This is a genomic window from Methylobacterium sp. 190mf, from assembly GCF_900107945.1.
In the GTDB taxonomy this organism is placed as follows: Bacteria; Pseudomonadota; Alphaproteobacteria; order Rhizobiales; family Beijerinckiaceae; genus Methylobacterium.
Genome location: NZ_FNVI01000003.1, coordinates 32,319 through 59,172 on the forward strand (window position 1 = coordinate 32,319; position 26,854 = coordinate 59,172).

The window sequence follows — 26,854 nt, forward strand, 5'->3', positions numbered from 1 at the left end:
CTCGGATGTGCGCGATCTTCGCGTCGCGGGCGACTATACTCGGCCCATCGGCTGGCGCGCGGGTTAGCACGGGGCGCCGCGCCTTCAAAGCCTGCAGCCGCGGGTATGCGGCAACGCTCGGGTTGCGACTGTCCGACCACTTCAATATACTGAGGAGACATCCGTTCCTTCAGGCCCCTCGTCGAGCGTTCAGTCCAGCGATGTCCGAACCGGTGCCATTCCAGGCCGTCTTCAACGGCCGGGTCCCCGCCCCCCAGTTGGAGGCCAACGGGACTCCGCGCCGCGGCTGTCCGCTGTCCGACCTGCGCGACCGTCTGCGTCGGGCCGGCCTGCGCCCGACGCGGCAGCGCCTGTCCCTGGGCTGGCTGCTCTTCGGCCGCGGCGACCGCCACCTGACGGCGGAGATGCTGTACGACGAGGCGATGCGCGCCAAGGTGCCGGTCTCGCTGGCGACCGTCTACAACACGCTGCACCAGTTCACCGAGGCCGGGCTCCTGCGCCAGCTCGCGCTCGACGGGTCGAAGGCCTATTTCGACACGAACCCGACCGAGCACCACCATTTCTACCTGGAGGACGAGAGCCAGGTGATCGACATGCCGGATTGCGGCATCACGGTCGATTCGCTGCCGGAGGCGCCTGAGGGCATGGAGATCGCCGGGGTCGAGGTGATCGTGCGCCTGCGCCGCAGCCGTCCGGCGGGCCGCCGTCAGGGCTGAGGCCCGCGTCCAACGCAGTACGCGAGCGACGCGAGGCCCGGCATCGTCCGGGCCTTCGCTTTTTCGGGCTGCCGGCGTGCCGGGAGCTGGCGCGCCGCCGCCGCCCGGAATGACGGACGGGCGCCGTCGGGGCGCCCGGACCGCTATTCCACGACCTCGTTCGGGTAGACGCCCCACAGGCGATTCTGGCGAATGTAGCCGTCGACGTCCCGCTTGTTGGGAAGCGCGACGATCATGCGGCACCACGTGCCGGTGCAGCTCTTGACGCTGCCGATCACGCCGGTCTGGAGCTTGGCCTCGTCGTCGGCGCCGTCGTCGGCCTTGGCCCGCAGCGACACGGCCGCCTTCTCGACACCCTTGTCGGGGCCGGCATTCACGATGGCGGTGCGGCGCCCGGACAGCAGCGAGTGCAGCACCCAGCCCTCGGTGCCCTCCGAATCGCGGATCCTGCGCCAGGTTTCGAACTCGCCCACGATCTCGACCGGCAGGCCGGCCCGCTGGAACACCCAGAGCGTCCTGTGATCCTTCGAGGGGCCTTCGCGGAGGTTGACGCGATCGGTCTTCAGGCTCGCGTAGCGCGGCAGCGGCAGCTTGGTCACCGGCCCGACCCCGGCCTCGGGGCCGGTCGGCGGCGCCGCGCGGGCACCGGTCGCGAGGCCGCCGGCCAGCACCGCCGCGACGGCGAGGCTGAGGCATGACACGCGCATGGTCGTCTCCCTATCCAGACGTGGCGTTGCTGGGCGCCGGACATGTCGAAAGCGGGGCCGGTTCGACACGCGGACCAGCCCGCATCCGATTGTGTTCCGGCCCACCTCTGGTAGAGAGGCCGATGGGTCGGAACGGGCTCCGGAACCGGCGCCCCGTGACCGATCCTGTCTGGCCGAGTTCGGTTAACGGACGCTTGCGGGACGCGGTCCGGGCGGGAGCCACCGGGCGCGAGCCGCTATCAAGGCCGCTGGGCTGACGGGGAGAGAGACGTGTCGAAGCGCAAGCCGCTGGTGGTCGTGACGCGGCGCCTGCCGGATGCCGTCGAGACGCGGATGCGCGAGCTGTTCGACGTCCGGCTCAATTCCGAGGACGCGCCGATGGCGCCGGACGCCATGGCGTCGGCCCTGCGCGAGGCCGACGTGCTCGTCCCCACCGTGACCGACGAGATCGATGCCGGGCTGATCGCCCAGGCCGGCCCGAACCTCCGCCTGATCGCCAATTTCGGCAACGGCGTCGACCATATCGACGTGGCGGCGGCGCTGGAGCGCGGCATCACGGTCACCAACACGCCCGGCGTGCTGACCGAGGACACCGCCGACATGACCATGGCGTTGATCCTCGCGGTGGCCCGCCGGGTCACCGAGGGCGCGCGGATCATCCCGGACGACGAGTGGACCACCGGCTGGTCGCCGACCTGGATGCTCGGCCGGCGCATCACCGGCAAGCGCCTCGGCATCGTCGGCATGGGCCGGATCGGCCAGGCGCTGGCCAAGCGCGCCCGCGCCTTCGGACTGCAGGTGCACTACCACAACCGCCGCCGGGTGCCGGCCGCCATCGAGAGCGCGCTGGACGCGACCTACTGGGAATCCCTCGACCAGATGCTGGCGCGCGTCGACATCGTGTCGGTGAACTGCCCGCACACGCCCGCCACGTATCATCTGCTCTCGGCCCGACGCCTCAAGCTGCTCAAGCCCGAGGCGATCGTGGTCAACACGGCCCGCGGCGAGGTGATCGACGAGAACGCCCTGGCGCGCCTGATCGAGGGCGGGGAGGTCTCGGCGGCCGGCCTCGACGTGTTCGAGCAGGAGCCCGCCGTCAGCCCGCGCCTCGTCAAGCTCGCCCGCCAGGGCAAGGTCGTCCTCCTGCCCCACATGGGCTCGGCGACCTACGAGAGCCGCACCGACATGGGCGAGAAGGTCATCATCAACATCAAGACCTTCATGGACGGACACCGGCCGCCGGACCGCATCCTGCCGAGCATGCTCTGAGCGGCAGACACTGAGCAGCGGACGGCGGCGCCTCACAGGGCGTCGCCGGCCACCGCCTGGGGCTTGGACATGCCCTGCACACCCTGGAAGAGCCGCTCACTGGTCAGCTTGAGGAAGTAGAACCCGAATTCGGGGTTCTGGTAGTAGAGCTGCTTCACGTCCGAGTAGGACACGCACAGCGCGTGTCCCGCCTCGACGCAGACCAGCGAGGCGGTGCGGGCGTTGCCGGGCGACAGGAGCCCGAGCTCGCCGACGATCCCGCCCTGGCGCACCTCGAGGTCGACCTCCGGGATCCGGAACACGCCGCTCTCGATGTAGTACATCTCGGCGGCGAGATCCCCCTTGCGGAACACCACCTCGCCGATGCCGAACGGGCGTCGGGAGCCGAAGGGTCGGAGCCATTCCAGGGACAGGTCGTTCTCGGCGGCCGTCTCCACGTCTCGAACGAGGCGCAGCATCTGCCAGAGCCGGTAGGCATTGAACGGCATCTGGATCAATTCGGTCAGCACCACCGGCATGCTGCCGATCATGATGCCGTAGGTGATCACGGCGCAGCTCGCGCAGAGCGAGATGATCCGCAGCGGGATCATCGTGCTCATGGCCGTCGCCGTGATGGTCAGCGCCGTCCCGAGATAGCCGATGCCCTCGACCCAATCCATCGCCGCCCCCTGTCGCGTTTCGGCCGGGGGATGCCTGTCTTGTCCGGCTGCGGCAAGCGTTCCGGCAGGTTCCGCGCCGCGCGCGCTTCAGCCTGTGCCCGCCCGGATACGCTCGCCGGCGCCCGTCTGTACGACGGCGGACACGGCCTCGGCGGCCCGGACGCCCTCCGCGTAGGCGCCCCCGACCGTGCCCCACTGCTCCCGGGACAGCGCCTCGCCGGCGAACCAGACGGTGTCGGCGACGGCGGCGCGGAGGGCCTGTCGCGCCGGCGCGTGGCCCGGCGGGACCACGGCCCACGAGCCGCGCGACCACCGGTCGTGGCGCCACGCGCTCACCGCGGGGATCGTCAGGTCGCGCAGCCGCGCCCGGCCGAAATGCTCGCCCAGGACCGCGCGGACATGGCGGCGCACGCCGTCCGCGCCGGATCCCGCGGCGTCGATCGCCGCCGCCTCGTGCAGGTCGAGCTCGTAGTAGTGGAAGGGCGTGTCGTCGATGCGGGTGAGGAGGCCCGGCGGGGCGCGCCGCCCGCCGTGGATCGCCGCCAGCCGGTCGCGGCCGCGGAACGGGCTCGATGGCCAGTGCAGCACCGCGTGCTCGTAGATGCCGGTGGTGAAGCCGTCGATGGCGGCGCGCACCGCGTTCGGCAGCGGCGGCGTGAAGGCCGGCCCGTCCCGGAGCACCATCATCGGAACCGTCACGATCACCGCGCGGGCGGCGTAGACCGTCCCGTCCGCGCCTGTCGCGCGGACGCGGCCATCCGACCAGTCGATCCGGGTCACCGGCGACGCGAGCGCCACCGGCAGGCCGTCCGCCAGTCGGGCGACGTAGCTGCCGTAGCCGTCGGCCAGGAAGTAGTTGTCGCCGTACTCCATGCTGGGGAAGTCGTGGAGCGAGACCGCCTCCAGCGGTCGGCCCGAGACGAGGCCGTGGACCTGCGCGACCCGGTCGCCCCAGGCACCGAGCCCGGGCGGCAGCGCGCTGGCGGCCGGCCGGTCGGGGCCGGGCTGCGCGGCGCCACGGGTCATGGCGCGGTCCGCGCGGTCGAAGGCGCGCGCGTTGGCCCGGACGTCGTCGGCGCGGCCCGGCCGGCCCCCGACCCAGACATGGCTCTCCTGCGCGGCCCGGCGGAGCCGCTCGCCGCGCGCCCGGCCGAGCGCCACCAGGGGGTTGATCGGCCCGGCATGGAGCCAGTGAGCCCCGAGATCGAGGGCGTGGCCGCGCAGGGTCACCGTCAGGGCGCGGCCGCCGACGCGCTCCCGCGCCTCCAGCACCGCGACGGACACGCCCCGGGCCGCGAGGTTGCGGGCCGCGCCGATGCCGGCGGCGCCCGCGCCGATCACCAGCACCTCGGGCTTCTCGGGTAGAGGCGCGAGGCGCGGCCTGTAGGTGGGCCGGACGACCGGGTCGCTCCACCGGTGATCGGGCGCCCGCGGCGCCGAGACCTGTCCTGTCGTGTCCTGCACGCGTGCTCCCCGCACCCTGCCGCCCCTGCGACGGAGCCCGATCTTGCACCGGTCGCCGCACCGCTCCACAACGCGCCAGCGCCGCTTCCGGCGCAGGCCGGAATTCTCGCCCGATGCTCGTCGAGTCCGCCGCGGCGGCTTTGCGCCAGACCTTCTCGCCGCCGCTGCGCGCGATCCTGTGGAAGTCCCTCGGCCTGACGGTCGGGCTCCTGCTCCTGATCTGGCTCGGCCTGACCCGGCTGATCCAGGCCTTCCAGGCGAGCCACCACATTTCCGCCCAGTACCCGATCCTCGACAGCCTCGCCTACTACCTCGCGGGTTTCGGTCTGGTCGTGGCCCTCGCCTACCTGATGCCGGCGGTCTCGATCCTGGTGGCGGGCTTCTTCCTCGACGACGCGGCCGAGATCGTCGAGCGTACCGATTTCCCGAACGAGCCGCCCGGACGCGCCATGCCGTTCGGGACCGCCATGCTCTACGCCCTGCGCTTCGCCGGTGTGACGCTGCTGGTGAACCTCGCGGCCCTAGTGATCTTCTTCGTTCCCGTCATCGGGATCGCGGCTTTCTTCGCCGCCAACGCCTACCTGCTGTCCCGCGAGTACTTCGAGATGGCGGCGGCCCGGTTCCGCCCCCTTCCCGAGGCCGCCGAGATGCGCCGCGCCTTCTCGGTCCGGACGCTCGGCGCCGGGTGCCTCCTGGCCGGCCTGATGATCGTCCCGGTCCTCAACCTGCTGACGCCCCTCTTCGGTATCGCCCTGATGGTCCACCTGCACAAGCGCCTCAGCCGGCGCCCGCTGGTGGCCGGGCCAGCGCGTTAGGCCGACGCGCCGATGCGGCCAATGCACACGCTGGCCGGCCGGCCCGCCGGGCGCTACCCTCACCGTGACTTGGCCGGATGTCCGGGGCGGAGAGCCGATCGATGAAGCCGCACGACGCGGGCTCGGACGTCCCTCCGCCGCCCGGCAAGGCCCCGTTCCTGCTGGTCGGCCTCGCCGGACTCGGCCTGCTCGCCTGGGGTGCCTACGGTCACTGGCAGCGCGACGTGGAGGCGACCGCGACGCTGGAGCGGATCAAGACCCTCGTGCCGCAGGTGCGCACCGTGGCCGCCGAGCGGGCCGAGGGCCCCCTCGATCTCGTGCTTCCCGGCGAGATCCAGGCCTTCACCACGGCGGCGATCGCCGCGCGCGCCACTGGCTACATCGCGGAGCGCCGGGTTGATATCGGATCCCGGGTCAAGGCGGGCGGCCTCCTTCTGCGCATCGCCGCACCGGATCTCGACCAGCAGCTCTCGCAGGCCGAGGCGCAGGTCGGCCAGCTGAAGGCGCAGCTGCTCCAGGCGCAGGCGCAGGTCGAGCAGGCCCGCGCGAATGTGAACCTCGCCAACCTCACCAACAACCGCACCAGCACCCTGGCCGTGCAGGGCTGGGCCTCGCGGCAGAACGCCGACAACACCAAGGCGGGCGTGCTGAGCCAAGCTGCCGCGCTCGCCGCCGCCGAGGCCGGCGTGAAGGTCGCCACCGCCAACATCAAGGCGCAGGAGGCCGTGGTCGACCGCCTGAAGGCGCTCACCGCCTTCGAGCGTGTCGTGGCGCCGTTCGACGGGGTCGTGACCGTGCGCAACGTCGATGTCGGCGACCTCGTCCGCGCCGACAACGGGGGCACGCCGCTGCTGACCATGGATCAGGACAGCCTGCTGCGCATCACCGTCAACGTGCCGCAGAAGGATGCCGTCGGCGTCAAACCCGGGGTGCGGGCCGAGATCACTGTGCCGCAGATGCCGGGGCGGCGCTTCGAAGGCTACGTGGAGCGCAGCTCCGTCGCGCTGAACGCGGCGTCGCGCACGCTGACCACCCAGGTGGACGTCCCCAACGCCGACCGGGCGCTGCGGGCCGGGCTGTACGCCTACGTCACCCTCAAGATCCCCCGGGCCGAGCCCGGCGTGTCGATCCCCGCCGAGGCGACGGTGTTCGACGGCAACGACCTCAGGGTCGCCACCCTCAGCGACGACGACCGGGTGACGTGGCGGACGATCCGCGTCCGGCGCGATCTCGGGCGCACGCTGGAGCTCGACTCGGGGCTGCCCGCCGACAGCCGGATCATCTACAGCCCCGCCCCGGATCTGCGGGACGGCCAGTCGGTCGAGCCCCTGAAGTCACCGCCTCCGCCCGGGCCGCTCCGCTCGGCGCAGCGGTGAACGCGGGAAACACTCGACCGCGGGAATCATTCGGGCGCGCCGGCCGCGGACCGCGTCGCGACGGCGGGCCGGCGCGCGGATACGGCCTCTGAGCTGTCGGAAACCGGTCGGTATATCGGTGCCGAGCTGGCGACATGAGCATCGCGCCGGTCGGCTCCGTTGCTCAAATGCGCGCCACTCGTAATGAAAGGTTGCGTTCAATCGACGGGATCCGCTCGCCGGCAGAAGCGCGGTGCCGAAGATTTCACCGATCGTGCGGTCGACTGTGCACGATCCGCCGATTGCTCCGTGACGGTCGCGCGCAGCTGATCCGTGATCTGAGACAAGCCAGCTAATTGCCTCTTAACAAGTGACATTTATCGCTGGCCGGACGTGTGACCCAGCGACCTGTGCGATGCGAGATCCCGAGACACCGACGGCGTGCGCGGACCGAGCCGGGCACACCCGCGCGGCCGCGACGCGGACGGGCCGTATCACGTCGATTCGCGCCGCGGTCAGCGTCGCCTTCCTCTGTGTCGGTCTTCTCCTGGGCGCGCTCGCGCTCTCGGCTGGCTTGGCGATCACGCAGGTCGGGACGCTCGTCACACGGACCTACGACGAATCCCTGACCTCGATCAGCTTCGCCCGCGCGGTGGCGGCCGACTTCGCGAAGATGCGCGCTGCCCTCGTCCGGCGGATGCAGACCGGCGACGCTGCCGAGGTGGCGAAGCGGGATGCGGACATCACCGACCTCTCGGCGATCCTGGCCGAGGATCTCACCATCGCGGCCGAGCGGGCCCAGTCCGAGCGGGCGGCGCGGACGGCCGAGGCCGTCCAGACCAGCGTGGCGTCCTGGGAGAGCCTGCGCCGCGCTTTCGATCCCGTGACGGTGCGGCCGGATCAGAAGGCGTCTCTCGAACGGCAGGCCGACGCCGTCGAAGGCCAGATCGATCTCCTGATCAACGTCATGGCCGGCGACGGCTTCACCTTCCGGCAGGCTGCGCGGCAGCGCGTGCGGGACGTCGTTCGGTGGCACGCCATCGCGGCGGCCCTCGTGATCATCGCCTGCGGGCTGATCGCCTGGCTGCTCACCCGTCACATCGGCGGATCGGTCGGCGCGGCGGCCGAGGCGGCCGAACGGATCGCGGTCAGCCAGCGCGACGATCGAATCCCAACCGGCGGCCGCGACGGCTTGAGCCGGCTGCTGAACGCCGTCGCGGCGATGCGATCGACCATCCGGGCTCTCACGCTCCGCGAGGGCAGCCAGCGCCGGGGCACCGAGACGCAGGTGACGGACGCGCTGCAGACAGCACGGGAAGGCGTCGTCGTGGTCGATGCCGACGGCCGGATCACCCTGGCCAACGCGCAGGCCCTGGGCTTCTTCGACGGGCTCGACGCTGCCATCGAGGCCGGTCTGTCGCTGACGAAGGTTGCGCACGAGCCGCAGGACTACCGCTCGGATGTCCCGGAGGATCGCTTCGGAGCCCTGGCCCGGGACGGCGACGTCCGGTTGGCCGACGGCCGCTGGCTGCGGGTGAGCCGCACCGCGACCCGGCAGGGCGGCTTCATCGCGGTGTGCAGCGATATCAGCCTACTCAAGGAGCAGGCGCATTTCCTGACCCGGACCAACCTGCGCCTCGATGCGGCCCTCGACACCATGTCCCAGGGGCTCTGCCTGTACGACGCGCAGCATCGGTTGATGGTGGTCAACCGGCGCTACGGCGAGATCTACGGCCTGCCGCCCGGCACGGTCGTACCCGGCATGACGGCCCTCGAGGTCCTGAGCGCCAGTCTCGCGGCCGGCAACCATCCCGGCTGCGATCTCGAAGCGCTGCTGCGCCAGCAGCGGGACGCCTTCAGCAACGGCGTTTGGCAGACGCATTTCCAGGAGCTGAGCAACGGCCGCATCGTCGCCATCGACCGGCGCGAGGCCGCCGATGGCGGCTTCGTGGCCACCTACGAGGACGTCACGGAGCGCCGCCGGGCCGAGGCTCGCATCGCCTTCCTGGCGCATCACGACCTGCTGACCGGCCTGCCCAACCGGGTGGCTGTGGGGCAGCAGATCGACGTGGCCGTGGCGCAGGCCGGGCGCGACCAGGGCTTCGCGGTCTTCGCCATCGACCTCGACGACTTCCGGCCGGTCAACGAGACCCTGGGCCACGGGATCGGCGACGAGCTGCTCGTCGCGGTCGCGAATCGGCTCACCGCCTGCGTGCGCGAGATCGACTGCGTCGCGCGCCTCGGAGCCGACGAGTTCATCGTGGTCCAGCGCGGCGTCGACCGGCCCGAGGACGCCGCCATCCTCGCCCGGCGCATCATCGAGGTCGTCGGCGCGCCCTACAGCCTGACCCATCACACGATCTGCGTCGGGCTCACCATCGGCATCACCCTCGCGCCGAGCGACGGGTCCGACGCGGACAAGCTCCTGAAGAACGCCGAAGTCGCCCTCGACCGGGGCAAGGCCGAGGCGCGCGGAGCGTTCCGCTTCTTCGAACCGGCCATGGATGCCCGCCTCATGGCCCGGCGGATCATGGAGCGCGACCTGCGTGACGCCCTCGCCCGGGAGGCGTTCGAGGTCTACTACCAGCCGATCTACAGCCTCGAGACGGACCGGATCTGCGGCTTCGAGGCGCTGCTGCGCTGGAACCACGCGGTCCGCGGCTCCGTCTCGCCGGCCGAATTCATCCCGATCGCCGAGGAGCTCGGGCTGATCGTGCCGCTCGGCGAGTGGGTGCTGCGCCGCGCCTGCGAGGAGGCCGCCCGTTGGCCGGACGAGCTCAAGGTCGCCGTCAACGTCTCGGCCGTGCAGTTCACCTCGGCGAGTCTCGTCACCGCCGTGCGCGAGGCGCTGCGGCGGACCGGGTTGCCGGGCCGGCGCCTGGAGCTGGAGATCACCGAGACGGTCCTGGTGGCCAATCCCGGTGCGACGACGGCGATCCTGCATAGCCTGCGCGCGCTGGGCGTGCGCGTGGCGATGGACGATTTCGGCACCGGCTACTCGTCGCTCAGCTACCTGCGCTCCTTCCCGTTCGACAAGATCAAGATCGACCAGTCCTTCGTGCGCGACCTGTGCGTGAAGGACGGGACCGATTTCATCGTTCGGGCGGTGATCGGGCTCGGTGCCAGCCTCGGCATGACGACGACCGCCGAGGGCGTCGAGACGGAGGCGCAACTCGCGCATCTGCGCGCCGAGGGCTGCGACGAGGTCCAGGGCTACCTGTTCAGCCGCGCCGTCCCCGTCTCGGAGGTCGCCTCGGTCATCCGCCGCTGGAACGGCACGCTCCGGGCGATCGCCTGACCATCGTGGCGTCCGGCGGTGCGCGCCGCCTCCGCGAGGGGACAGCGCGCGTCGTTGGCCGATCGGATGACCGGTCGGAGATCCGTCCTACTCGGCCGCGTCGAGGCGCGGGCGCTCGATGTGGCTGCGCTCGGCCTTGACCAGCTCGGCCGTGCGGAACGCCACCTCCAGCGCCTGCTCCGCGTTGAGACGCGGGTCGCAGTAGGTGTGGTAGCGGTCCTGCAGGTCGTCTGCCGTCAGGGCCCGGGCGCCGCCCGTGCACTCGGTCACGTCCTTGCCGGTCATCTCCAGGTGGATGCCGCCCGCGAAGGTGCCCTCGGCGCGGTGGACGCCGAAGAAGCCCTCGATCTCCTGCATCACCCGCTCGAACGGCCGGGTCTTGTAGCGGCCGGCCGGGATCGTGTTGCCGTGCATCGGATCGCAGATCCACACGACCGAGCGCCCTTCCCGCTCGACCGCCCGAATCAGCGCCGGCAGGTGGTCGCCGACCTTGTCGGCGCCGAAGCGGCAGATCAGGCTGAGGCGCCCCGGCTCGTTCTCCGGGTTGAGCAGGTCGATGAGCCGGATCAGGCCCTCCGCCTTCATGGACGGGCCGCACTTGAGGCCGATCGGGTTCTTGATGCCGCGGGCGTACTCGACGTGGGCGTGGTCCGGCTGCCGGGTCCGGTCGCCGATCCACAGCATGTGGCCGGAGGTCGCGTACCAGTCGCCGGTCGTCGAATCGACGCGGGTCAGCGCCTCCTCGTAGCCGAGCAGCAGGGCCTCGTGACTGGTGTAGAAGTCGGTGGTCCGCACCTCCGGATGGGTCTCCGGATTGATGCCGATCGCCCGCATGAAGTCGAGCGCGTCGGTCATGCGGCCGGCCACGTCCTGATAACGCGAGGATTGCGGCGAATCCTTCACGAAGCCCAGCATCCAGCGATGCGCATTCTCGAGGTTCGCGTAACCGCCGGTTGCGAAGGCGCGCAGCAGGTTCAGCGTCGCGGCCGATTGCCGGTACGCCTCGAGCTGGCGGCGCGGATCCGGCACCCGCGACTCCTCGGTGAAGCCGATGCCGTTGATGATGTCGCCCCGGTAGCTCGGCAGGCTCACGCCCTCGAGGGTCTCGGTCGGCGACGAGCGCGGCTTGGCGAACTGCCCGGCGATGCGCCCGACCTTCACCACGGGCGAACCGCCCGCGAAGGTCAGCACCATCGCCATCTGCAGGAACACCCGGAAGAAGTCGCGGATGTTGTCGGCAGAGTGCTCGTCGAAGCTCTCGGCGCAGTCGCCGCCCTGGAGCAGGAAGGCTTGGCCCGCGGCGACGCGCCCGAGCGCGGCCTTCAGCTTGCGGGCCTCACCGGCAAAGACCAGCGGCGGAAAGCTCGCGATCTGCGACTCGACGGCACCGAGGCTGGCGGCGTCCGGATAGGTGGGGACCTGCTCGATCGGCAGATGTCTCCAGCTCTTCGGTGTCCAACGCTCGCCCATGGTCTCTCTCCGCGCACCTCTTCGTGCGATCGCGCCTACGCGCGAAGCGCGGCTTATAGAGAGGTTCCTCTACACTGGCGAGTGCCGTGAACCGGGGGGCAGGCGCGTCCCGGATTCAGGTCTCGGATCAGGCCTCGCCGTCCTCGACCTCGATCCCGTGCTCGGCCAGAATCCAGAAGATCGCCTCCAGATCCTCGGCCGAGACGTCCCGGGGCGGCAGCGCCTCCTCCAGGTCGTCGTAGGTCAGGTTGCGGCTGCGCTGCGCCTCAGCTTTGGCCAGGAGGCGGTCGATCGCATGCCGGATGTCCGGGGAGAGGGCCTCGTGGCTCGGCGGCCGGTGGAAGGCCGGCCGCAGGGCGTCCTCCAGCAGGCCGTCGATGATCGCCTGCCGCCGCGCGTGCGCGTCGTCCTCGCGTCGTCCCTTGCCGGTGCCCTGCTTGCCCATGACCCTGATATGGCTCGGTCGCGCACCGCGTCGAGCCCCGGCCGCGGCGCAGGTCTCAGCCGACGCCGACCGGGTGCTTGGTGACCTCCGGGACGCGCATGGTCACCAGCTCCTCGGCGGCTGTCGGGTGGACCGCGATGGTCCGGTCGAAATCGGCCTTCGTGGCGCCCATGGTCACGGCGATGCCCACCGCCTGGATCACCTCCCCGGCATCGTGGCCGAAGATGTGGACGCCGACCACGCGGTCGCTGGCGCAGTCGACCAGCACCTTCATGAAGATCCGCTCCTCGCGGCCGGACAGGGTCGCCTTCATCGGGCGGAAGCGCGCCTTGTAGACGTCGATCTTGCCGTAGATCGCCCGGGCGGCCGCCTCGTTGTGGCCGACGACGCCGATCTCGGGGGTCGAGAACACCGCGGTCGGGATCAGGCGATGGTCGACGCAGGCCGGCTTGCCGCCGTAGACCGTGTCGGCGAAGGCGTGACCCTCGCGGATCGCCACCGGCGTCAGGTTGGCGCGGTTGGTCACGTCGCCCACCGCGTAGATCGACGGCACCTTGGTCTGCGAGTAGGCGTCGACCGGGATCGCACCGGCGGCGTCGGTCTCTATGCCGACCCGGTCGAGGCCGAGGCCCTCGACGTTCGGCCGCCGCCCCGTGGCGACGAGCACCTCGTCCACCAGGATCTCGCCGCCGTCGTCGAGCTGCGCGCAGAGGCCGCCGTCCCGGCGCTCGATGCGCCGCAGCGTGCGCCCGAGCCGCAGGTCCATGCGCTGGGCGTAGGCTTCGGCCAGAGCGTCGCGGATCTCGTCGTCGAACCCGCGCAGCAACCTGTCGCCCCGGTGCAGCAGCGTCGTGCGGCTGCCGAGCGCCGCGAAGACGCCCGCGAACTCCACCGCGATGTAGCCGCCGCCGATCACCAGGATCCGGTCCGGCAGGCGCTCCAGCTCGAACACCTCGTTGGAGGTGATCGCCAGGTCGATGCCCGGCACCGCCGGCTCTTTCACGGGGTGCGCGCCGACCGCCACCAGGATCCGCTCGGCCCGGATGGTGCGGCCGGACGCGACGAGGCGGATCGTGTGGGGATCCTCGATCACCGCCCGCTCTGGCACAATCTCGACGCCGGCGCGGATCAGGTTGGTGTCGTAGATGCCTTCGAGCCGGGTCACCTCCGCGTCGCGCCGCGTCTTGAGCGTGCCCCAGTCGAAGCGGGGCTTATCCACCGTCCACCCGAAGCCCGCGGCGTCCTCGAACTCGTCGGCGAAGCGGCCGGCATAGACCATCAGCTTCTTCGGGACGCAGCCGCGGATCACGCAGGTTCCGCCGACCCGGTACTCCTCGGCCAGCATCACCCGCGCGCCGTACCCGGCCGCGATCCGCGCCGCGCGGACACCACCGGACCCGCCGCCGATGACGAAGAGGTCGACGTCGAACGCGCTCATGCCGGACCGTCCCGCTCGGATCTCACGATCGCGCCGCCCCGAGGGGCCGCGCGCATCCAGGTGATGGCAGCGCCGAGCCCCGCCGTCCACCACGCGGCCCAGCCGTTGTGCTCGACGAAGGCGATCGAAGCCGCGCAGGCCACGAGGCCGAGCGCCGCCGCGCGGTCCGGCCGCGGCAGCCGCGCGATCCGGGCGAGCATCAGCATCGCGGTCAGCGCAGCGAGGATCGCGCCGGGCAGGCCGAGTTCGGCCCAGACCTGCAGGAAGCTGTTGTGCGGGTGCCCGACCCCGAGGAGAACGCGCATCTCCGGCGGCACCGTCTGCGCGACGGCTGTCTCGGCGAAGCGCGCGCTGGTGCCGACGCCCGCGCCGCGCCAGGGATCGGCCGCCACCGCGGCCCCGAAGCTGCGCGCGATCGCGACTCGGGCCCGGGACGAGGACTGGACGAGGCGCTCGTGGGCGGCCTCCGGCATGGCGCGGGCGAGGAGGTCACCCTCGACCGGGGCGAGGACCAGCGCGAGGCCGAGACCGAGTCCGGCGAGGCCTATGCCGACCCGCCTGGGCAGCGAAAGCGCGAGGGTCGCCATCGCGGCGCCCGCCAGGAGACCGAGCTGGGCGGCGCCGCTGATCGAGCGGACCACGCCGAGGCTCGCGAAGGCGAGCGTCGCGGCGGCGAGGCCGCGGGCGCGGTCCTTCCAGAGGACGAGGGCCAGCGGGCCGGCCACGAGGTCGAGGGTCAGGGCCGGCCGGTTGTGCACGAAGGCCGCGACCCGGCGCCCGAGGGCTCGCTCCAGGGCCAGATCCGAGGCGAGATCCACCGCGATCAGGAGTCCCGCCAGCGCGATCGCGATCGCGCCGAGCCGCGGCGCGAAGGCCGGGATCCGGCCGGGCGCGAGGCAGGCCAGCAGGTAGGCGGCAAGCAGCGTCGGGATGAATTCGCCCAGCACCCGCAGGGAGGCCGCCTCGAACGGGCTCCAGGCCAGCGAGACCAGCGCCCAGGCCAGGAAGGCGAGCGCCGCCCCGGCGAGCGGCGTCCGCAGCGGGGACAGCAGCGCGCGGCGCAGGGCGGACGCGTCCTCCGCCCATCGTCCGGCCAGGAAGGCGAGCGCCGCCAGCCCGACGACCAGCGGGCTCGACCGGTTGGCCAGCACCATGGCGAGCGGCATGGCCGCGAGGAGCGCGCCGCCCGCCGCGTACATGCGGCCGGCCGCTCTCATGGACGACCTCTCACGGCGATCCGCCCCCGGGAGCGGCTGCCCTCACTGCATCTGGTGTCCGCGCTTGCCCATCTCGGCACGGACGCGGACCATGACGTATTCGGAGACGTCCTGCGTCCAGTCCTGCATCTCCTGCACCATCTCGTCGAGGAGCTGCGGCTGCGCCTCGACGTAGTGCTTGCCGGCGGGCGAGCGGAAGAAGGTTGCGATCTCCTTCAACTCGGTTTCCGAGAACTTCGACGCGTAGGTGCGCGCCGCGATGTCGATCATGCGCTGCTTCTGCAGTTCCATCTCCGGCTGCAGGGAGGCCAGGACCTCCTCGAGGTCCTTGGACAGCTCGGGACGGGTGACCGCCTGCTTGCGGATCTGGTCGGCGAAGGCCGGCAGCACCGAGTCGAACGACCGGGCGATGCCGGAGCTGAGCATCACCTCGCGGGCCAGGGCGAGGTGGGCCGGCGTGTAGGTGGCCGCGGCCGGGCTGTTGGCCGCGGGGGCGCCGGCGGCCGGCTGTGCCGCCGGCTTGGCCTGCGCGGCCTTCTGCGGCTGCGCGACCGCCGCGTGGGGGAGCGCCGGGAGCGCGAGGCCGAGCGCGAGGCTGAGCGCGAGGCCTGGCACGGCGGTGAGGCGACGGGACATGCTGGACTTTCTTGCGAGGATGGCCGGCGATGGAGGGCGGCGCCTCAGGTGAGGCTGCCGAGAACGGTGACCTCGGCCTGCCCGTCCCGCGCCGCCGCCAGGATCGCGGCGTCGGCGATGCCGAGGAACAGACCGTGCTCGACGACGCCCGGCACGGCCCAGAGGGCGGCGCCGAGGGCCTCCGGATCAGGAATCGCTCCGAGGCGCGCGTCGAGGATGTAATGGCCTCCGTCGGTGACCAGGGGCTTGCCATCCGTCAGGGCGCGCAGCCGGACCTCGCCGGAGCAGCCGGTCCCGGCGATTGCGGCCTCGACGGCCCGGTGCGTGGCCTTGAGGCCGAAGGGATTGACCTCGATCGGGAGCGGGAAGGCGCCCAGCCGCGCCACGTGCTTGGCCGCGTCGGCGATCACCACCATGCGATGGCTCGCGCAGGCGACGATCTTCTCGCGCAGGAGTGCCGCGCCGCCGCCCTTGATCAGGCGCAGCCGGTCGTCGACCTCGTCGGCGCCGTCGATGGTCAGGTCGAGCTCGGGCTGCTCGTCCAGGGTCGCGAGGCGGATGCCCAGGCCCTCGGCCTGCGCGCGCGTGGCCTCGGAGGTCGGGACGCCGACGATGTCGAGGCCGGCGCGGACGCGCTCGCCGAGGAGCGCCACGAAGGCCGCCGCCGTGGAGCCCGTGCCGAGGCCGAGCCGCATGCCCGGTTCGACGAGGTCGAGGGCGCGGGCGGCCGCGGCCCGCCGCAGGTCCGGCCCACTCACCGGGACACGGCCCGGTCGGCGAGGGGGAGCGAGGGAGCGCGGGTCATGGGCAGCCGGTCTTTCCGTGGGCGTCGGGCGGCCCCTAGCACGGGACCGGGCCGACCGGAACGCCCCGCCCGCACGGCCGCGTCACGGACGGCCGCCCTGTGTCGGGGTGGCGCTGGCGCCCGCGCGACCCGGGGCCGGACCGGTCAGCGGCGCGTCGGACGCGCCCTCGGCGCCCGGCTTGCCCTGCTGGGTGCAGACGACCTGCTCCTTCTTCACCAGCACGAAACAGATGCTCATCTCGCCGGTGCGGTAGTTCACCCGGAAGACGCCGGCCTCGCGGGTATGCCGGCTCGCCACCAGCCCGTATTCGGACGGGGTCTGCGGCCCGGCGCCCTCTCCCGATCCGAAGCAGACCGTCTGGCCGATGCCGCCCGCCGATTCCTGGAGGCCGTATTGGCAAGAGGTCACCTCGCCGGTCACCTTGTCGACTCGGTACATCCGGTTCAGGTCGGTCTGCGGGGCGGGCACGAACTCGAAGGAGGTCGCCGCCGCCGGCAGGGCTTGCAGCGCGGCGCAGGCGGCCAGGAGGGGCAGGAAGAGTTTCATCGCGGGTCCCGGGGCTGGTACGCGCTGCCTTTCGCTGCGCTTTCGGGCGAGTCTGGGGCGCCCGGTGAGACGATCCGCGCATCCGCCGTGCTGCGCCGGTCGGCTTGCCCCGGGTGCCCGGCCCCGATAGCGACGCCGTTCGAGATCCCGCCGAGCACGGAACCGCCCAGGCATGTCTACCGAATCGACGCGCAAGCCCCCGATCGCCGTTTTCGACCTGGACGGGACGCTCGCTGAGACCGCGGGCGACCTTATCGGCACCCTCAACGTGCTGATGAAGCGCGAGGGATTGGCCGAGCTGCCCCTCTCGCAGGCGCGCGGGCTGATCGGCGCCGGCGCCCGGGCGCTGATCCGGCGGGGTTTCGAGGCCGAGGGCCGGCCACTCTCGCCGGAGGACCACGACCGGCTGTTCGACGCCTTCATTGCCCATTACGGGGCGCACCTCGCCGACACGTCCCACCTCTTCCCGGGCGTCGTCGAGGCGCTCGACGCCCTCGAGGCGGCGGGTTTCCGGCTCGCGGTCTGCACCAACAAGTACGAGGGGCAGTCGGTCGAGCTGCTGCGCCTCCTCGGCATCGGCCACCGCTTCGCGGCGATCTGCGGTCGGGACACCTTCCCGCAGTCGAAGCCCGACCCCCGCCACCTGACCGGCACCATCGCCCGCGCCGACGGCGATCCGGCCCGCGCCGTGATGGTGGGCGATTCCCGCACCGACATCGACACCGCCAAGGCCGCCGGGATCCCGGTGGTGGCGGTCACCTTCGGCTACACCGACCGCCCGGTCGCCGAGCTCGGGCCCGACCGGGTGATCGAGCACTTCTCGGAGCTGGTCGAGGCGGTCGGCGCGCTCGTGCCGGTGGCCTGACCTGTCAGCGCAGCCACGCCTTCAGGCGCCGCGCCGCCTCGCGGCACTCGGTCTCCGAGCCCGCGAAGGAGAAGCGGACGTGATGGTTGCCCACGTCCGGATCGAAATCGAGGCCCGGCGTCGCCGCGACGTGCGCCTCGTCGAGCATGCGCCGGCAGAAGTCCGAGGCGTCGTTGGTGAGGTTCGAGACGTCCGCGTAGAGGTAGAAGGCGCCGTCGGCCGGGTGGACGCGGCCGAGGCCGAGGGCCGGCAGCGCGTCCAGGAGGATCGCGCGGTTGCGTGCGTAGCCGTCGCGAACGGCGTCGAGTTCGTCCGTCGCATCGAAGGCCGCCAGGGCGCCGACCTGCGACAGGTACGGCGCCGAGATGTAGAGGTTCTGGGCCAGCCGCTCGATCGGGCGGACCAGCGCCTCCGGCACGACCATCCAGCCGACGCGCCAGCCGGTCATGCAGTGGTACTTCGAGAACGAGTTGATCACGACCGCGTCGGGGTCGAAGCGCAGGGCCGTGACGGTGGGCTCGCCGTAGCTGAGGCCGTGATAGATCTCGTCGGAGATCAGCGGCAGGCCGAGGCCGCGCGCCGCCGCGCAGAGATCCTGCAGGGCGCCCTCCGTAATGACTGTGCCGGAGGGGTTCGCCGGGCTCATCACCAGTGCCCCGGAGACTGGCGCGCGGGCGTGGGTCTCGCGCAGCAGGGCGGCGGTCGGCGCGAAGCGGTCCTCGGCGCGCAGCACCATCGGCGCCGGCACGAGGTCGAGGGCGGCCAGGATGCTGCGATAGGCGGGATAGCCGGGCTGCGGGACGGCGACCCGGGCGCCGGAGTCGAACAGGCTCATGAAGGCGAGGATGAAGCCGGCCGAGGATCCGGTGGTGATCACCACGCGCTCCGGGCTCACCGCGACGCCGTGCCGCTCCGCGTAGTCCCGGGCGATGCGGGCGCGCAGGGACGGCAGGCCCAGGGCCTCGGTGTAGGGCACGCGGCCGGTCGCGAGCGCCCCCTGCGCGGCCGCGATGACCGCCCGGGGCGCCGGCGCCGACGGCTGGCCGACCTCCATCCGCACCACGTCGCTGCCGGCCCGCGCCTTGGCGGCGGCGGCGGCCATGACATCCATCGCGAGGAACGGCTGGACGGCGGCGGCGCGCCGGGAGATCGGGATCATGGGGTCTGCTCTGAGCCGGACGACGCTGGAGCCTCCGGGGGTTAGACGCTCCCCCTTCCCGCCTCAAGCCGGCGGCGCACGCCGCCCTCGCCGCGGGAATTGACCGGACGCCGCGAAAACGCCTAACCCAGCCCCTACCGCTCGCGCCACGCGCGGGCCGCCCCGCCGCGCAAGCGAGGATCTATGCCCTTCATCCGCCCCCTGCCCGCGCTGGTCCTGGCGCTCGGCCTCGTCGCCGTCCCGGCCCTCGCGCAGACCGCGACGCCCCCCGCCGCGCCGTTCACCGACGCGCAGCGCGCCGGCATCGAGGCGATCGTCAAGGACTACCTGATCAAGCATCCCGAGGTGCTCCAGGAGGCCCTCGCCGAGGCCGAGAAGCAGCAGGCCGAGACGCAGCGCCTGGCCCAGGCCGCCGCCCTCAAGGAGTCGCGCGAGGCTCTCCACAACGGTCCCCACGACGTCGTTGCCGGCAACCCGTCGGGCGACGTCACGCTGGTCGAGTTCTTCGATTACAATTGCGGCTACTGCCGCAAGGCCCTGGGCGACATCCAGGCGCTGATCAAATCCGACCCGAAGCTGCGGGTGGTCATCAAGGACTTCCCGGTCCTCGGCCCGGAATCGCTGGAGGCCAGCCAGGTCGCCGTCGCGGTGCGCCAGCAGCTGAAGGGCGACAAGCTGTTCGAGTTTCATCAGAAGCTTCTGGAGACCAAGGGCCGGGTGAACGGCGCCCGCGCGATCCAGGTCGCCAAGGACATGGGCGTCGACACGGCCAAGCTGCAGAAGGACATGGCCTCCCCCGAGGTGAAGGCCGCGCTCAGCGAGAACCGCGGCCTCGGCGACCGCCTGGGCCTGTCGGGCACGCCGGCTTTCATCATCGGCGACGAGGTGATCCCGGGCGCCGTCGGCGTCGAGCCGATGCGCAAGACCATCGCCGACGTGCGCCAGTGCGGCCACGCCTCCTGCTGAGCTGACGGATCGGGCCGAGGAACCCCGAAGGCGGTGCGCGCAGCCTTGTCGCGCCGGGGCGCCTTCGTCTAAGAGCCGCCAGCCGCAGGGCCGCGGTGGGGTCCAGGGCCGAGCCCGGATGTACGCACCGACGTGCCGCGAGACGAAGTAGGCCGGATGCCAAAGAACGACGCCATCGATCCCGAGCTCGTGCGCGAGCTCGCCAACCTCGTGACCGAGACCGGCCTGTCCGAGATCGAGGTCGAGAAGGGCGACCTGCGCATCCGCGTGGCGCGGCGGCTCGAGCCCGTGAGCGTGCAGGTCGCGGCGCCCGCGCCGCTCGCGGCCGTCGCCCCGCCTCCGGTTTCCGCGCCCGCCGCGTCGTCTCCCCTCGCCCCGGCCGAGCCGGCCCGCGCGCAGCCCGGCACCGTGCCCTCGCCGATGGTCGGGACCGCCTATCTCCGCCCCTCGCCCGACGCCAAGGCCTTCGTGGATGTCGGCTCGACGGTCGCGGTCGGCGACAAGCTGCTGCTGATCGAGGCGATGAAGACCTTCAACGAGATCGTGGCGCCCCGCGCCGGCACGATCAGCGCCATCTTCGTCGAGGACGGTCAGCCGGTCGAGTTCGGCGAGGCCCTGCTCGTCATCACCTAGGACGTCCGCCGGGCGCCCGCCGCCCAGTCCCGGACGACGCCGCAACACGAGAGGATAGAGCATCCTGCGCGGTCCGGGATCGCCAGGACGCCCTAACGGGTCCGATGTTCGACAAGATCCTGATCGCGAACCGCGGCGAGATCGCCCTGCGCATCCTGCGGGCGGCGAAGGAGCTCGGGATCGCTACCGTGGCGGTCCACTCCACCGCCGACGCGGACGCGATGCACGTGCGCCTCGCCGACGAGAGCGTCTGCATCGGGCCACCGGCCGCCCGCGACAGCTACCTCAACATCCCGTCGATCATCGCGGCCTGCGAGATCACCGGGGCCGATGCCGTGCATCCCGGCTACGGCTTCCTGTCGGAGAATGCCCGCTTCGCCGAGGTTCTGGCCCATCACCAGATCGGCTTCATCGGACCCAAGGCGCAGCACATCCGCACCATGGGCGACAAGATCGAGGCCAAGCGCACGGCGCTGAAGCTCGGCATCCCGTGCGTGCCGGGCTCCGAGGGTGGCGTCGACGACATCGACACGGCCAAGCGCGTGGCTGCCGGGATCGGCTACCCGGTGCTCGTCAAGGCGGCGGCTGGCGGCGGCGGCCGCGGCATGAAGGTCGCGCGCTCCGAGGCCGACCTCGAGCAGGCGATCGGCATGGCCAAGTCCGAGGCCAAGGCCGCCTTCGGCGACGACGCGGTCTATCTCGAGAAATACCTGGAGAAGCCCCGGCACATCGAGGTGCAGGTGCTCGGCGACGGCCGCGGCGGCGCCGTGCACCTCGCCGAGCGCGACTGCTCCCTCCAGCGCCGACACCAGAAGGTCTGGGAGGAAGGCGGCTCGCCGGCCCTCAACGAGTCGATGCGCGCCGAGATCGGCGGCATCTGCGCCAACGCCATGAAGGAGCTCGGCTACCTCGGCGCCGGAACCATCGAGTTCCTCTACGAGGACGGACGCTTCTACTTCATCGAGATGAACACCCGCATCCAGGTCGAGCATCCGGTCACCGAGATGATCACCGGGATCGACCTCGTCATCGAGCAGATCCAGGTCGCCTCGGGCGGCCCGCTGTCGGTGAGCCAGGCGGACATCAAGGTCGAGGGCCACGCCATCGAGTGCCGGATCAACGCCGAGCACCCGGAGACCTTCCGGCCGTCGCCCGGCGAGATCACCCACTACCACACGCCCGGCGGCCTCGGCGTCCGGGTCGATTCGGCCGCGTTCCAGGGCTATCGCATCCCGCCGAACTACGATTCGCTGATCGGCAAGCTGATCGTCCACGGCCGGACCCGCAACGAGTGCCTGATGCGCCTGCGGCGCGCCCTGGACGAGTTCGTCATCGACGGGATCGACACGACGCTGCCGCTGTTCCGGACGCTGGTCCGCAACCCGGACGTGCAAAACGGCCTTTACGACATTCACTGGCTGGAGCATTTCCTGGAAGACGGCGGCATGAAAGCCTGACCGGACCTGGGCGGGGCTGCGGCGAGCGCGGCGCGCGCGGGATCTGGTCTTCGCGCCGTCCGCGCGCGACATTCACGGCATGCACGACACCGCCCGCGTGGACATCACCCCTGAGATCCTGCTGAAGGCCTACGCGGCGGGCATCTTCCCGATGGCGGAGGATGCCGACGATCCCACGCTCTACTGGGTCGAACCCAAGGCGCGCGGCGTTCTGCCCCTCGACACGTTCCGCGTTCCCCGGCGCCTCGCCCGGACGGTGCGGTCCGACCAGTTCGTGGTCCGCTGCGACACCGATTTCGACGGGGTGATCGACGGCTGCGCTGCGCCCCGGCGGGACAGCGAGCGCACCTGGATCAACGGGCGGATCCGCGAGCTCTACGGCGCCCTGTTCGACATCGGCCACGTCCACACGGTCGAGGTCTACGCGGGCGCGGACGGCCGGCTCGTCGGCGGCCTGTACGGCGTCTCGCTGGGGGCGGCCTTCTTCGGCGAGAGCATGTTCCACGAGGTCCGCGACGCCTCGAAGGTCGCCCTCGTCCACCTGATGGCCCGCCTGCGCGCCGGGCGCTACCGGCTCGCCGATACCCAATTCGTCACCGACCACCTGTCGCAGTTCGGTGCCGAGGAGGTGCCGCGCCACGTCTACAAGCGCCGCCTTGCCGAGGCCCTCGATCAGGTCGCCGACTGGAACGTCTGGCCCGGCGACGGTTCGGTTCCGGGTACGCGGGTCCTCGAGGCGCTCGAAGCTCCGGATCGCCGTTAGTGCAGTGACGCGGGCCGGTGGCCGCTAGCGCCGACGCCGGTGGCGATAGCCGGTCGAGAACGAGGCGTATTGACGGCCGCGCACGGACCGGTAGCGTCGACGCCGGCTGGTGCTGGCCTCGACCGTCTCCTCCACCTGCGGGATCGGCTCGGCCATGGCCGCCGCGGGCGTTGCCGCCATGGCGACCGCCGTATCGGCCGAGGCGTAGCCCCCGGCGACGTTCTTGGCCGCCGGTCCGAACATCGCGAGACACTGGTTGTAGGCGAGGTCGTTCTTGAGACGCTCGCATTCACCGATGGAGCGCGGTGTCCCCTGCGCCAGGGCCGGCAGGGGCGCGAGCAGCACGACGAGAGCGGCCAGCGGCTTGAGGCAGAGAGTCGGGCGGTGCACGGAGGGGGTCTCGAGCGGCGACGGCAGGCTTGTGATCCCCGAGTGCGGCGAAATCGAGGGTTGGCCTCAGCGATCGGGTCGCTCCATCCACCGGATCAGCGGCATCAGTGGGAAGATCCACGCGATGCCGAGGATCGAGTAGATCACCGCCTGCACCGCCGCCGGCGTCTCCGAGATGCGGCTATCGGCCAGGGTCATCGCCAGCGGCCCGTAGAGGCAGACGAAGACCAGGATGGCGAGAGTGCCGATCAGGGTCCGGGTGCGGCGGCGCATTGCTGTGTTCCTGGACCGTGCCTTCGGACTGTGCTCCTGGTCCCGCGGGCGGCGCCGCGGGCTCGGACGGGCGACGGCTACCTTCCCGGAACCCGGTTGGCAACGCGCCCGCTGACGCGGGCTGCGGCGCCGGCGCCGTTGATGGGCGACCGGACATCCCCTAACCCGGGCACTGCGGGGGGCATCCCGGCATCCGCGGAAGGGACGTGCATGGACATGAGCGGCGCGGGCGACCGGCGGTCGGGGGCGGTGCGAACCTGGCTCTACGTGGTCGCGGCCCTGGTGGTCGCCATGGTGGCGGTCGGCGGTGCGACGCGGCTGACCGGGTCCGGCCTGTCGATCACCGAGTGGCGCCCCGTCACGGGCGCGATCCCGCCGCTGACGGAGGCAGACTGGGCGGCCGAGTTCGCCAAGTACAGGGACACGCCGCAATACAACATCCTCAACCAGGGGATGGGATTGTCCGCCTTCAAGGTGCTGTACGGCTGGGAATGGGGCCATCGCCTGCTCGGCCGGGTGATCGGCCTCGTGTTCTTCCTGCCGCTGATCGTGTTCTGGTGGCAGGGCCGGATCAGCCGGCGGCTCGGCCTCGGCCTGCTCGGTCTCGGCGCGCTCGGCGGCCTCCAGGGCGCCATCGGCTGGATCATGGTCGCCTCGGGCCTCCAGCCGGGCATGACGGCCGTGGCGCCGCTCAAGCTCGCCCTGCACCTCACCACCGCGAGCCTGATCCTGGCCGGGCTGGTCTGGCTGGCCGCGGGCCAGCGCCCCGGCGTCTTGGCGCCCGCCCCGGCGCGCCTGCGGGCCACGGCCCTGCTGCTGCCGATCCTGGTCCTGGTGCAGATCTTCCTGGGTGGCCTCGTCGCCGGCTCGCATGCCGGCCTCGTCTACAACACATGGCCGACCATGGACGGCCACCTCGTCCCGCCGCTGGACAGCCTGTTCGCGATCCGGCCGTGGATCGAGAATTTCATCGACAACCACGCCTTGGTTCAGTTCGACCACCGAGTGACGGCCTACCTCGTCTTCGTCGTGGCGGTGCTGCACGCCGTCGACGCCCGGCTCACCGGCCCGAAGAGCGCGGCTGGGCGGGCCACGGGGGTCGTCATCCTCGTCCTCGCCCAGATGGCGCTTGGGATCGCGACGCTGCTCCTCGCCGTGCCGCTCTGGGCGGCGCTCGCGCATCAGGTGCTCGCCATGGCGGTGCTCACGATGGCCACCGTCCATGCCCGCCTCGGCCGGGGATCCGGCCTGGTCGAGCCCGCAGCCGCCGAGCCGCCGCTGGGCTTCGAGGGGCTCGCCGCCGGCCGCATCTAGGCTCTCGTGCGGTGCAGCGGCCTTGCTGCGCCGCACGAGACTTTTACCGCTTTCAGTGGAACCTTGGGATAACTCCCCATCAGCAATCTGCACATGGAACGACTAATACTTCTCAAGCTTTAAGCTGCACGCGTTGCAGGAGGCTTCAAGATGTCTCTCGCGGAGGATGGTCGACCGCTCTCCCTGACCTGGCACTACACGCCGCGGGAGATCATGGCGGATGGCGTGATCCACGGTCTCGGCGTGGTGCTCGGCCTCGCCGGTGCCGTTGCCCTGGTGGCGACCGCGGTCACGGCGCATCTCGGGCTCGGCGAACGTGCGGCCGTTGTCGTGTACGCCACGGCCCTCGTCCTGATGCTCGGCGTCTCGGCCGTCTACAATCTCTACCCTGTGAGCCCGCGCAAATGGCTCCTGCGCCGCGCCGATCACGCGCTGATCTACCTGATGATCGCCGGGACCTACACGCCGCTGGTGGCCCTCGTCGGGTCGGGCCCGCGGGCCTACGCGCTCCTGGCGATGATCTGGGTCGTGGCCCTCATCGGGATCGCCGTGAAGCTGTTTCTGCCGGGCCGGTTCGACCGCCTGTCGATCGGGCTCTACCTGTTGCTCGGCTGGAGCGGGTTGTTCGCCTACGAATCAGTGATCGCGGCGCTTCAGCCGACCGCCCTGTGGCTCTTGGGAATGGGCGGAGCGCTCTATTCGATCGGCGTCGTGTTCCACATCTGGCGGACCCTGCCCTTCCAGAACGCGATCTGGCACGGCTTCGTCCTCGCCGCCACGGCCTGCCACTACGGGACGATCTGGGCCAGCCTGAACGGCTCGCCGATGACGTAGCGTTGGGATCGATTGCGATCGTGCGCGTAAAATTCCGGTTACCGTCCTGATGGAAAGGTCGAGACGCGGCGACCTGCTTTAAGTTTCCTGCGACCACGGGTGAACCACAACCTAGGGACTGATATTCCCGGGAGCTGGACCGTGGTCCCGAAGACGAACGACTCTGGCATCGCTCAGCGTTACCGGATCCTGCACGTGTTCCGCGCGCCGGTGGGCGGCTTGTTTCGGCACGTGATGGATCTCGCTCGCCTCCAGGCGGCCGCGGGGCACCATGTCGGTCTCATCTGTGATTCCAGCACCGGCGGCGACCGCGCTGCGGGCGCCCTGGCGGACTTGGTGCCCTGCCTGGACCTCGGCCTTGTCCGGCTGCCGATGCGCCGCAATCCGCATCCGTCGGACTGGTCCTGCCTCCGGGCCGTGGCGCAGAGGGCCGCGGAGGTCGGCGCGGAGGTCCTGCACGGACACGGCGCCAAGGGCGGCGCCTATGCCCGGCTCGCCGCGGCAGGTCCGGCGATCCGCGCCTACACGCCGCACGGCGGCAGCTACAATTACCGGCCAGGCAGCCCGCTGCACCGCCTCTACATGGGTGCCGAGGCGGTGCTCGCCCGCCGCACCGACGCGTTCCTGTTCGAGAGCGAGTACGTCGCCGGCCGCCATCGTAGCTTCGTCGGCGGTCCCGAGCGGGTGACGCGGATCGTGCACAACGGCATCGCCGAGGCCGAGTTCGCGCCGCTGGACCGCGTCGCCGAGCCCTTCGACCTGCTCTACGTCGGCGAGCTGCGGGAGGCCAAGGGCCTGCCCTACCTGCTCGAGGCCCTCGTCCGGCTGCGGGCCGAGGGCCGGGCGCTGCGCCTGCTCCTCGTTGGGTCGGGACCGGATGCCGAGATCCTTCGCGACACTGTGGCGCGGCTCGGCCTCGCCGACGCGGTGGCGTTCGAGCCGCCGCAGGCGATCCGCTCCGTGCTCGCCCGCGGGCGGATCCTCGTCGTCCCGTCGCTCGCGGAGTCGCTGCCCTACGTCGTGCTAGAAGCTGCCGCGGCGGCGCAGCCCCTGGTCGCCACTCGGGTCGGCGGAATCCCGGAGATCTTCGGCGCGGCCGCGCGCGACCTCGTGCCGTCGCGCGACCCGGCGGCGCTCGTGGAGGGGATCCGACGGGTCCTCGACGCCGCGCCGGAGGCCCTGGCCGAGCGGACGCAGAGTCTGAGCGCCTCGATCCGGCAGCGCTTCTCCCTGGAACGCATGGGCAGCGAGGTGATCTCCGGCTACGCCGCGGCCTTCGAGGCCCGCGCGGAGCGCCGCGATCCCGCACCGCGCGCGATCGCCGGAGCCCGGACCGCCTGACGACGAGACCATCAGCAA

At 71.5% G+C, this 26,854-nt stretch carries 26 protein-coding genes; 13 read left to right on the forward strand and 13 right to left on the reverse strand.

Features of this window, described 5'->3' with window-relative positions; genetic code table 11:
* Window positions 1–200 precede the first annotated feature (200 nt).
* On the forward strand, window positions 201–716 hold the full coding sequence (gene irr / locus C4T42_RS04310; protein ID WP_012319639.1) for a Fur family transcriptional regulator Irr: 516 nt from the start codon (window positions 201–203) through the stop codon (window positions 714–716).
* A gap of 143 nt (window positions 717–859) precedes the next feature.
* Here irr and C4T42_RS04315 read toward each other — a convergent pair whose 3' ends face one another.
* Entirely contained in the window at window positions 860–1,423 is a 564-nt protein-coding gene (locus C4T42_RS04315; protein ID WP_020092117.1) for an SH3 domain-containing protein, read from the reverse strand.
* 270 nt (window positions 1,424–1,693) lie between these two features.
* On the opposite strand from C4T42_RS04315, the gene C4T42_RS04320 reads away from it, so the two are divergent.
* Window positions 1,694–2,692, forward strand: a complete 999-nt coding sequence (locus tag C4T42_RS04320) for a D-glycerate dehydrogenase (RefSeq protein WP_020092116.1) — start codon at window positions 1,694–1,696, stop codon at window positions 2,690–2,692.
* Window positions 2,693–2,724: 32 nt separating this feature from the next.
* Here C4T42_RS04320 and C4T42_RS04325 read toward each other — a convergent pair whose 3' ends face one another.
* Complete coding sequence (locus C4T42_RS04325) at window positions 2,725–3,351, reverse strand: cyclic nucleotide-binding domain-containing protein (protein ID WP_020092115.1); 627 nt, start codon at window positions 3,349–3,351, stop codon at window positions 2,725–2,727.
* Between the two features lie 87 nt (window positions 3,352–3,438).
* Window positions 3,439–4,815 (reverse strand): NAD(P)/FAD-dependent oxidoreductase, encoded by a 1,377-nt coding sequence (locus C4T42_RS04330; protein ID WP_026604771.1) that lies wholly within the window; start codon window positions 4,813–4,815, stop codon window positions 3,439–3,441.
* A gap of 113 nt (window positions 4,816–4,928) precedes the next feature.
* On the opposite strand from C4T42_RS04330, the gene C4T42_RS04335 reads away from it, so the two are divergent.
* The 3 genes from C4T42_RS04335 to C4T42_RS04345 all read left to right on the forward strand — a co-directional run bounded on the left by C4T42_RS04335 (window position 4,929) and on the right by C4T42_RS04345 (window position 10,283).
* Window positions 4,929–5,630, forward strand: coding sequence for a sulfate transporter family protein (locus C4T42_RS04335; protein WP_020092113.1), 702 nt, complete (start codon window positions 4,929–4,931; stop codon window positions 5,628–5,630).
* A 101-nt stretch (window positions 5,631–5,731) separates the two neighbouring features.
* On the forward strand, window positions 5,732–7,006 hold the full coding sequence (locus C4T42_RS04340) for an efflux RND transporter periplasmic adaptor subunit (protein WP_103984752.1): 1,275 nt from the start codon (window positions 5,732–5,734) through the stop codon (window positions 7,004–7,006).
* A gap of 553 nt (window positions 7,007–7,559) precedes the next feature.
* Window positions 7,560–10,283 carry an EAL domain-containing protein gene (locus tag C4T42_RS04345; RefSeq protein WP_244603165.1) on the forward strand — a complete coding sequence of 908 codons (2,724 nt, stop codon included), beginning with the start codon at window positions 7,560–7,562 and terminating at the stop codon, window positions 10,281–10,283.
* 87 nt (window positions 10,284–10,370) lie between these two features.
* Here C4T42_RS04345 and C4T42_RS04350 read toward each other — a convergent pair whose 3' ends face one another.
* From C4T42_RS04350 to C4T42_RS04380, 7 genes are all read right to left on the reverse strand, one after another.
* Window positions 10,371–11,753 (reverse strand): 3-deoxy-7-phosphoheptulonate synthase class II, encoded by a 1,383-nt coding sequence (locus C4T42_RS04350; protein ID WP_020092110.1) that lies wholly within the window; start codon window positions 11,751–11,753, stop codon window positions 10,371–10,373.
* A 127-nt stretch (window positions 11,754–11,880) separates the two neighbouring features.
* Window positions 11,881–12,198, reverse strand: a complete 318-nt coding sequence (locus tag C4T42_RS04355; protein ID WP_020092109.1) for an RNA polymerase sigma factor region1.1 domain-containing protein — start codon at window positions 12,196–12,198, stop codon at window positions 11,881–11,883.
* 55 nt (window positions 12,199–12,253) lie between these two features.
* Entirely contained in the window at window positions 12,254–13,636 is a 1,383-nt protein-coding gene (gene gor, locus C4T42_RS04360) for a glutathione-disulfide reductase (RefSeq protein WP_103984754.1), read from the reverse strand.
* Window positions 13,633–14,853 (reverse strand): O-antigen ligase family protein, encoded by a 1,221-nt coding sequence (locus C4T42_RS04365; RefSeq protein WP_026604770.1) that lies wholly within the window; start codon window positions 14,851–14,853, stop codon window positions 13,633–13,635. The genes gor and C4T42_RS04365 overlap by 4 nt, the downstream gene beginning before the upstream one ends.
* A 42-nt stretch (window positions 14,854–14,895) precedes the next feature.
* Window positions 14,896–15,489 (reverse strand): DUF2059 domain-containing protein, encoded by a 594-nt coding sequence (locus C4T42_RS04370; RefSeq protein ID WP_020092106.1) that lies wholly within the window; start codon window positions 15,487–15,489, stop codon window positions 14,896–14,898.
* Window positions 15,490–15,533: 44 nt separating this feature from the next.
* Window positions 15,534–16,247: a ribose-5-phosphate isomerase RpiA gene (gene rpiA, locus C4T42_RS04375; RefSeq protein ID WP_020092105.1), complete on the reverse strand. Its 714-nt coding sequence runs from the start codon at window positions 16,245–16,247 to the stop codon at window positions 15,534–15,536.
* Window positions 16,248–16,376: 129 nt separating this feature from the next.
* Entirely contained in the window at window positions 16,377–16,841 is a 465-nt protein-coding gene (locus C4T42_RS04380; RefSeq protein WP_020092104.1) for a hypothetical protein, read from the reverse strand.
* A 172-nt stretch (window positions 16,842–17,013) separates the two neighbouring features.
* On the opposite strand from C4T42_RS04380, the gene gph reads away from it, so the two are divergent.
* Window positions 17,014–17,706: a phosphoglycolate phosphatase gene (gene gph / locus C4T42_RS04385; RefSeq protein WP_020092103.1), complete on the forward strand. Its 693-nt coding sequence runs from the start codon at window positions 17,014–17,016 to the stop codon at window positions 17,704–17,706.
* A gap of 4 nt (window positions 17,707–17,710) precedes the next feature.
* On the opposite strand, the gene C4T42_RS04390 is transcribed toward gph, so the two are convergent.
* Window positions 17,711–18,865, reverse strand: a complete 1,155-nt coding sequence (locus C4T42_RS04390; RefSeq protein WP_103984755.1) for an aminotransferase class I/II-fold pyridoxal phosphate-dependent enzyme — start codon at window positions 18,863–18,865, stop codon at window positions 17,711–17,713.
* A gap of 183 nt (window positions 18,866–19,048) precedes the next feature.
* On the opposite strand from C4T42_RS04390, the gene C4T42_RS04395 reads away from it, so the two are divergent.
* From C4T42_RS04395 to aat, 4 genes are all read left to right on the forward strand, one after another.
* A complete protein-coding gene (locus C4T42_RS04395) occupies window positions 19,049–19,831 on the forward strand; it encodes a DsbA family protein (protein ID WP_020092101.1) in 783 nt (260 codons plus the stop codon).
* Window positions 19,832–19,987: 156 nt separating this feature from the next.
* Window positions 19,988–20,464 carry an acetyl-CoA carboxylase biotin carboxyl carrier protein gene (gene accB / locus C4T42_RS04400; RefSeq protein WP_020092100.1) on the forward strand — a complete coding sequence of 159 codons (477 nt, stop codon included), beginning with the start codon at window positions 19,988–19,990 and terminating at the stop codon, window positions 20,462–20,464.
* A gap of 104 nt (window positions 20,465–20,568) precedes the next feature.
* Window positions 20,569–21,921, forward strand: a complete 1,353-nt coding sequence (accC, locus tag C4T42_RS04405) for an acetyl-CoA carboxylase biotin carboxylase subunit (RefSeq protein ID WP_020092099.1) — start codon at window positions 20,569–20,571, stop codon at window positions 21,919–21,921.
* A gap of 79 nt (window positions 21,922–22,000) precedes the next feature.
* The gene (gene aat / locus C4T42_RS04410) at window positions 22,001–22,684 is read left to right on the forward strand and encodes a leucyl/phenylalanyl-tRNA--protein transferase (RefSeq protein ID WP_020092098.1); all 684 of its coding nucleotides are present in this window, start codon (window positions 22,001–22,003) and stop codon (window positions 22,682–22,684) included.
* 24 nt (window positions 22,685–22,708) lie between these two features.
* Here aat and C4T42_RS04415 read toward each other — a convergent pair whose 3' ends face one another.
* Window positions 22,709–23,074, reverse strand: coding sequence for a hypothetical protein (locus C4T42_RS04415; RefSeq protein WP_020092097.1), 366 nt, complete (start codon window positions 23,072–23,074; stop codon window positions 22,709–22,711).
* A gap of 66 nt (window positions 23,075–23,140) precedes the next feature.
* Window positions 23,141–23,347, reverse strand: a complete 207-nt coding sequence (locus C4T42_RS04420; protein WP_012319661.1) for a DUF2842 domain-containing protein — start codon at window positions 23,345–23,347, stop codon at window positions 23,141–23,143.
* Window positions 23,348–23,557: 210 nt separating this feature from the next.
* Between C4T42_RS04420 and C4T42_RS04425 the strand changes: the two genes are divergently transcribed.
* From C4T42_RS04425 to C4T42_RS04435, 3 genes are all read left to right on the forward strand, one after another.
* Window positions 23,558–24,661, forward strand: coding sequence for a COX15/CtaA family protein (locus C4T42_RS04425; protein ID WP_020092096.1), 1,104 nt, complete (start codon window positions 23,558–23,560; stop codon window positions 24,659–24,661).
* 150 nt (window positions 24,662–24,811) lie between these two features.
* A complete protein-coding gene (locus C4T42_RS04430) occupies window positions 24,812–25,495 on the forward strand; it encodes a hemolysin III family protein (protein ID WP_020092095.1) in 684 nt (227 codons plus the stop codon).
* Window positions 25,496–25,636: 141 nt separating this feature from the next.
* A complete protein-coding gene (locus C4T42_RS04435) occupies window positions 25,637–26,836 on the forward strand; it encodes a glycosyltransferase family 4 protein (protein WP_020092094.1) in 1,200 nt (399 codons plus the stop codon).
* Window positions 26,837–26,854 lie beyond the last annotated feature (18 nt).

Bases quoted from the DNA above. Each gene is read 5' to 3' on its own strand.
- irr (WP_012319639.1), top strand. From the start codon at position 201: ATGTCCGAACCGGTGCCATTCCAGGCCGTCTTCAACGGCCGGGTCCCC.
- C4T42_RS04315 (WP_020092117.1), bottom strand. From the start codon at position 1,423: ATGCGCGTGTCATGCCTCAGCCTCGCCGTCGCGGCGGTGCTGGCCGGC.
- C4T42_RS04325 (WP_020092115.1), bottom strand. From the start codon at position 3,351: ATGGATTGGGTCGAGGGCATCGGCTATCTCGGGACGGCGCTGACCATC.
- C4T42_RS04335 (WP_020092113.1), top strand. From the start codon at position 4,929: ATGCTCGTCGAGTCCGCCGCGGCGGCTTTGCGCCAGACCTTCTCGCCG.
- C4T42_RS04340 (WP_103984752.1), top strand. From the start codon at position 5,732: ATGAAGCCGCACGACGCGGGCTCGGACGTCCCTCCGCCGCCCGGCAAG.
- C4T42_RS04350 (WP_020092110.1), bottom strand. From the start codon at position 11,753: ATGGGCGAGCGTTGGACACCGAAGAGCTGGAGACATCTGCCGATCGAG.
- C4T42_RS04355 (WP_020092109.1), bottom strand. From the start codon at position 12,198: ATGGGCAAGCAGGGCACCGGCAAGGGACGACGCGAGGACGACGCGCAC.
- gor (WP_103984754.1), bottom strand. From the start codon at position 13,636: ATGAGCGCGTTCGACGTCGACCTCTTCGTCATCGGCGGCGGGTCCGGT.
- C4T42_RS04365 (WP_026604770.1), bottom strand. From the start codon at position 14,853: ATGAGAGCGGCCGGCCGCATGTACGCGGCGGGCGGCGCGCTCCTCGCG.
- C4T42_RS04370 (WP_020092106.1), bottom strand. From the start codon at position 15,489: ATGTCCCGTCGCCTCACCGCCGTGCCAGGCCTCGCGCTCAGCCTCGCG.
- C4T42_RS04380 (WP_020092104.1), bottom strand. From the start codon at position 16,841: ATGAAACTCTTCCTGCCCCTCCTGGCCGCCTGCGCCGCGCTGCAAGCC.
- gph (WP_020092103.1), top strand. From the start codon at position 17,014: ATGTCTACCGAATCGACGCGCAAGCCCCCGATCGCCGTTTTCGACCTG.
- C4T42_RS04390 (WP_103984755.1), bottom strand. From the start codon at position 18,865: ATGATCCCGATCTCCCGGCGCGCCGCCGCCGTCCAGCCGTTCCTCGCG.
- C4T42_RS04395 (WP_020092101.1), top strand. From the start codon at position 19,049: ATGCCCTTCATCCGCCCCCTGCCCGCGCTGGTCCTGGCGCTCGGCCTC.
- accB (WP_020092100.1), top strand. From the start codon at position 19,988: ATGCCAAAGAACGACGCCATCGATCCCGAGCTCGTGCGCGAGCTCGCC.
- accC (WP_020092099.1), top strand. From the start codon at position 20,569: ATGTTCGACAAGATCCTGATCGCGAACCGCGGCGAGATCGCCCTGCGC.
- aat (WP_020092098.1), top strand. From the start codon at position 22,001: ATGCACGACACCGCCCGCGTGGACATCACCCCTGAGATCCTGCTGAAG.
- C4T42_RS04420 (WP_012319661.1), bottom strand. From the start codon at position 23,347: ATGCGCCGCCGCACCCGGACCCTGATCGGCACTCTCGCCATCCTGGTC.
- C4T42_RS04425 (WP_020092096.1), top strand. From the start codon at position 23,558: ATGGACATGAGCGGCGCGGGCGACCGGCGGTCGGGGGCGGTGCGAACC.
- C4T42_RS04430 (WP_020092095.1), top strand. From the start codon at position 24,812: ATGTCTCTCGCGGAGGATGGTCGACCGCTCTCCCTGACCTGGCACTAC.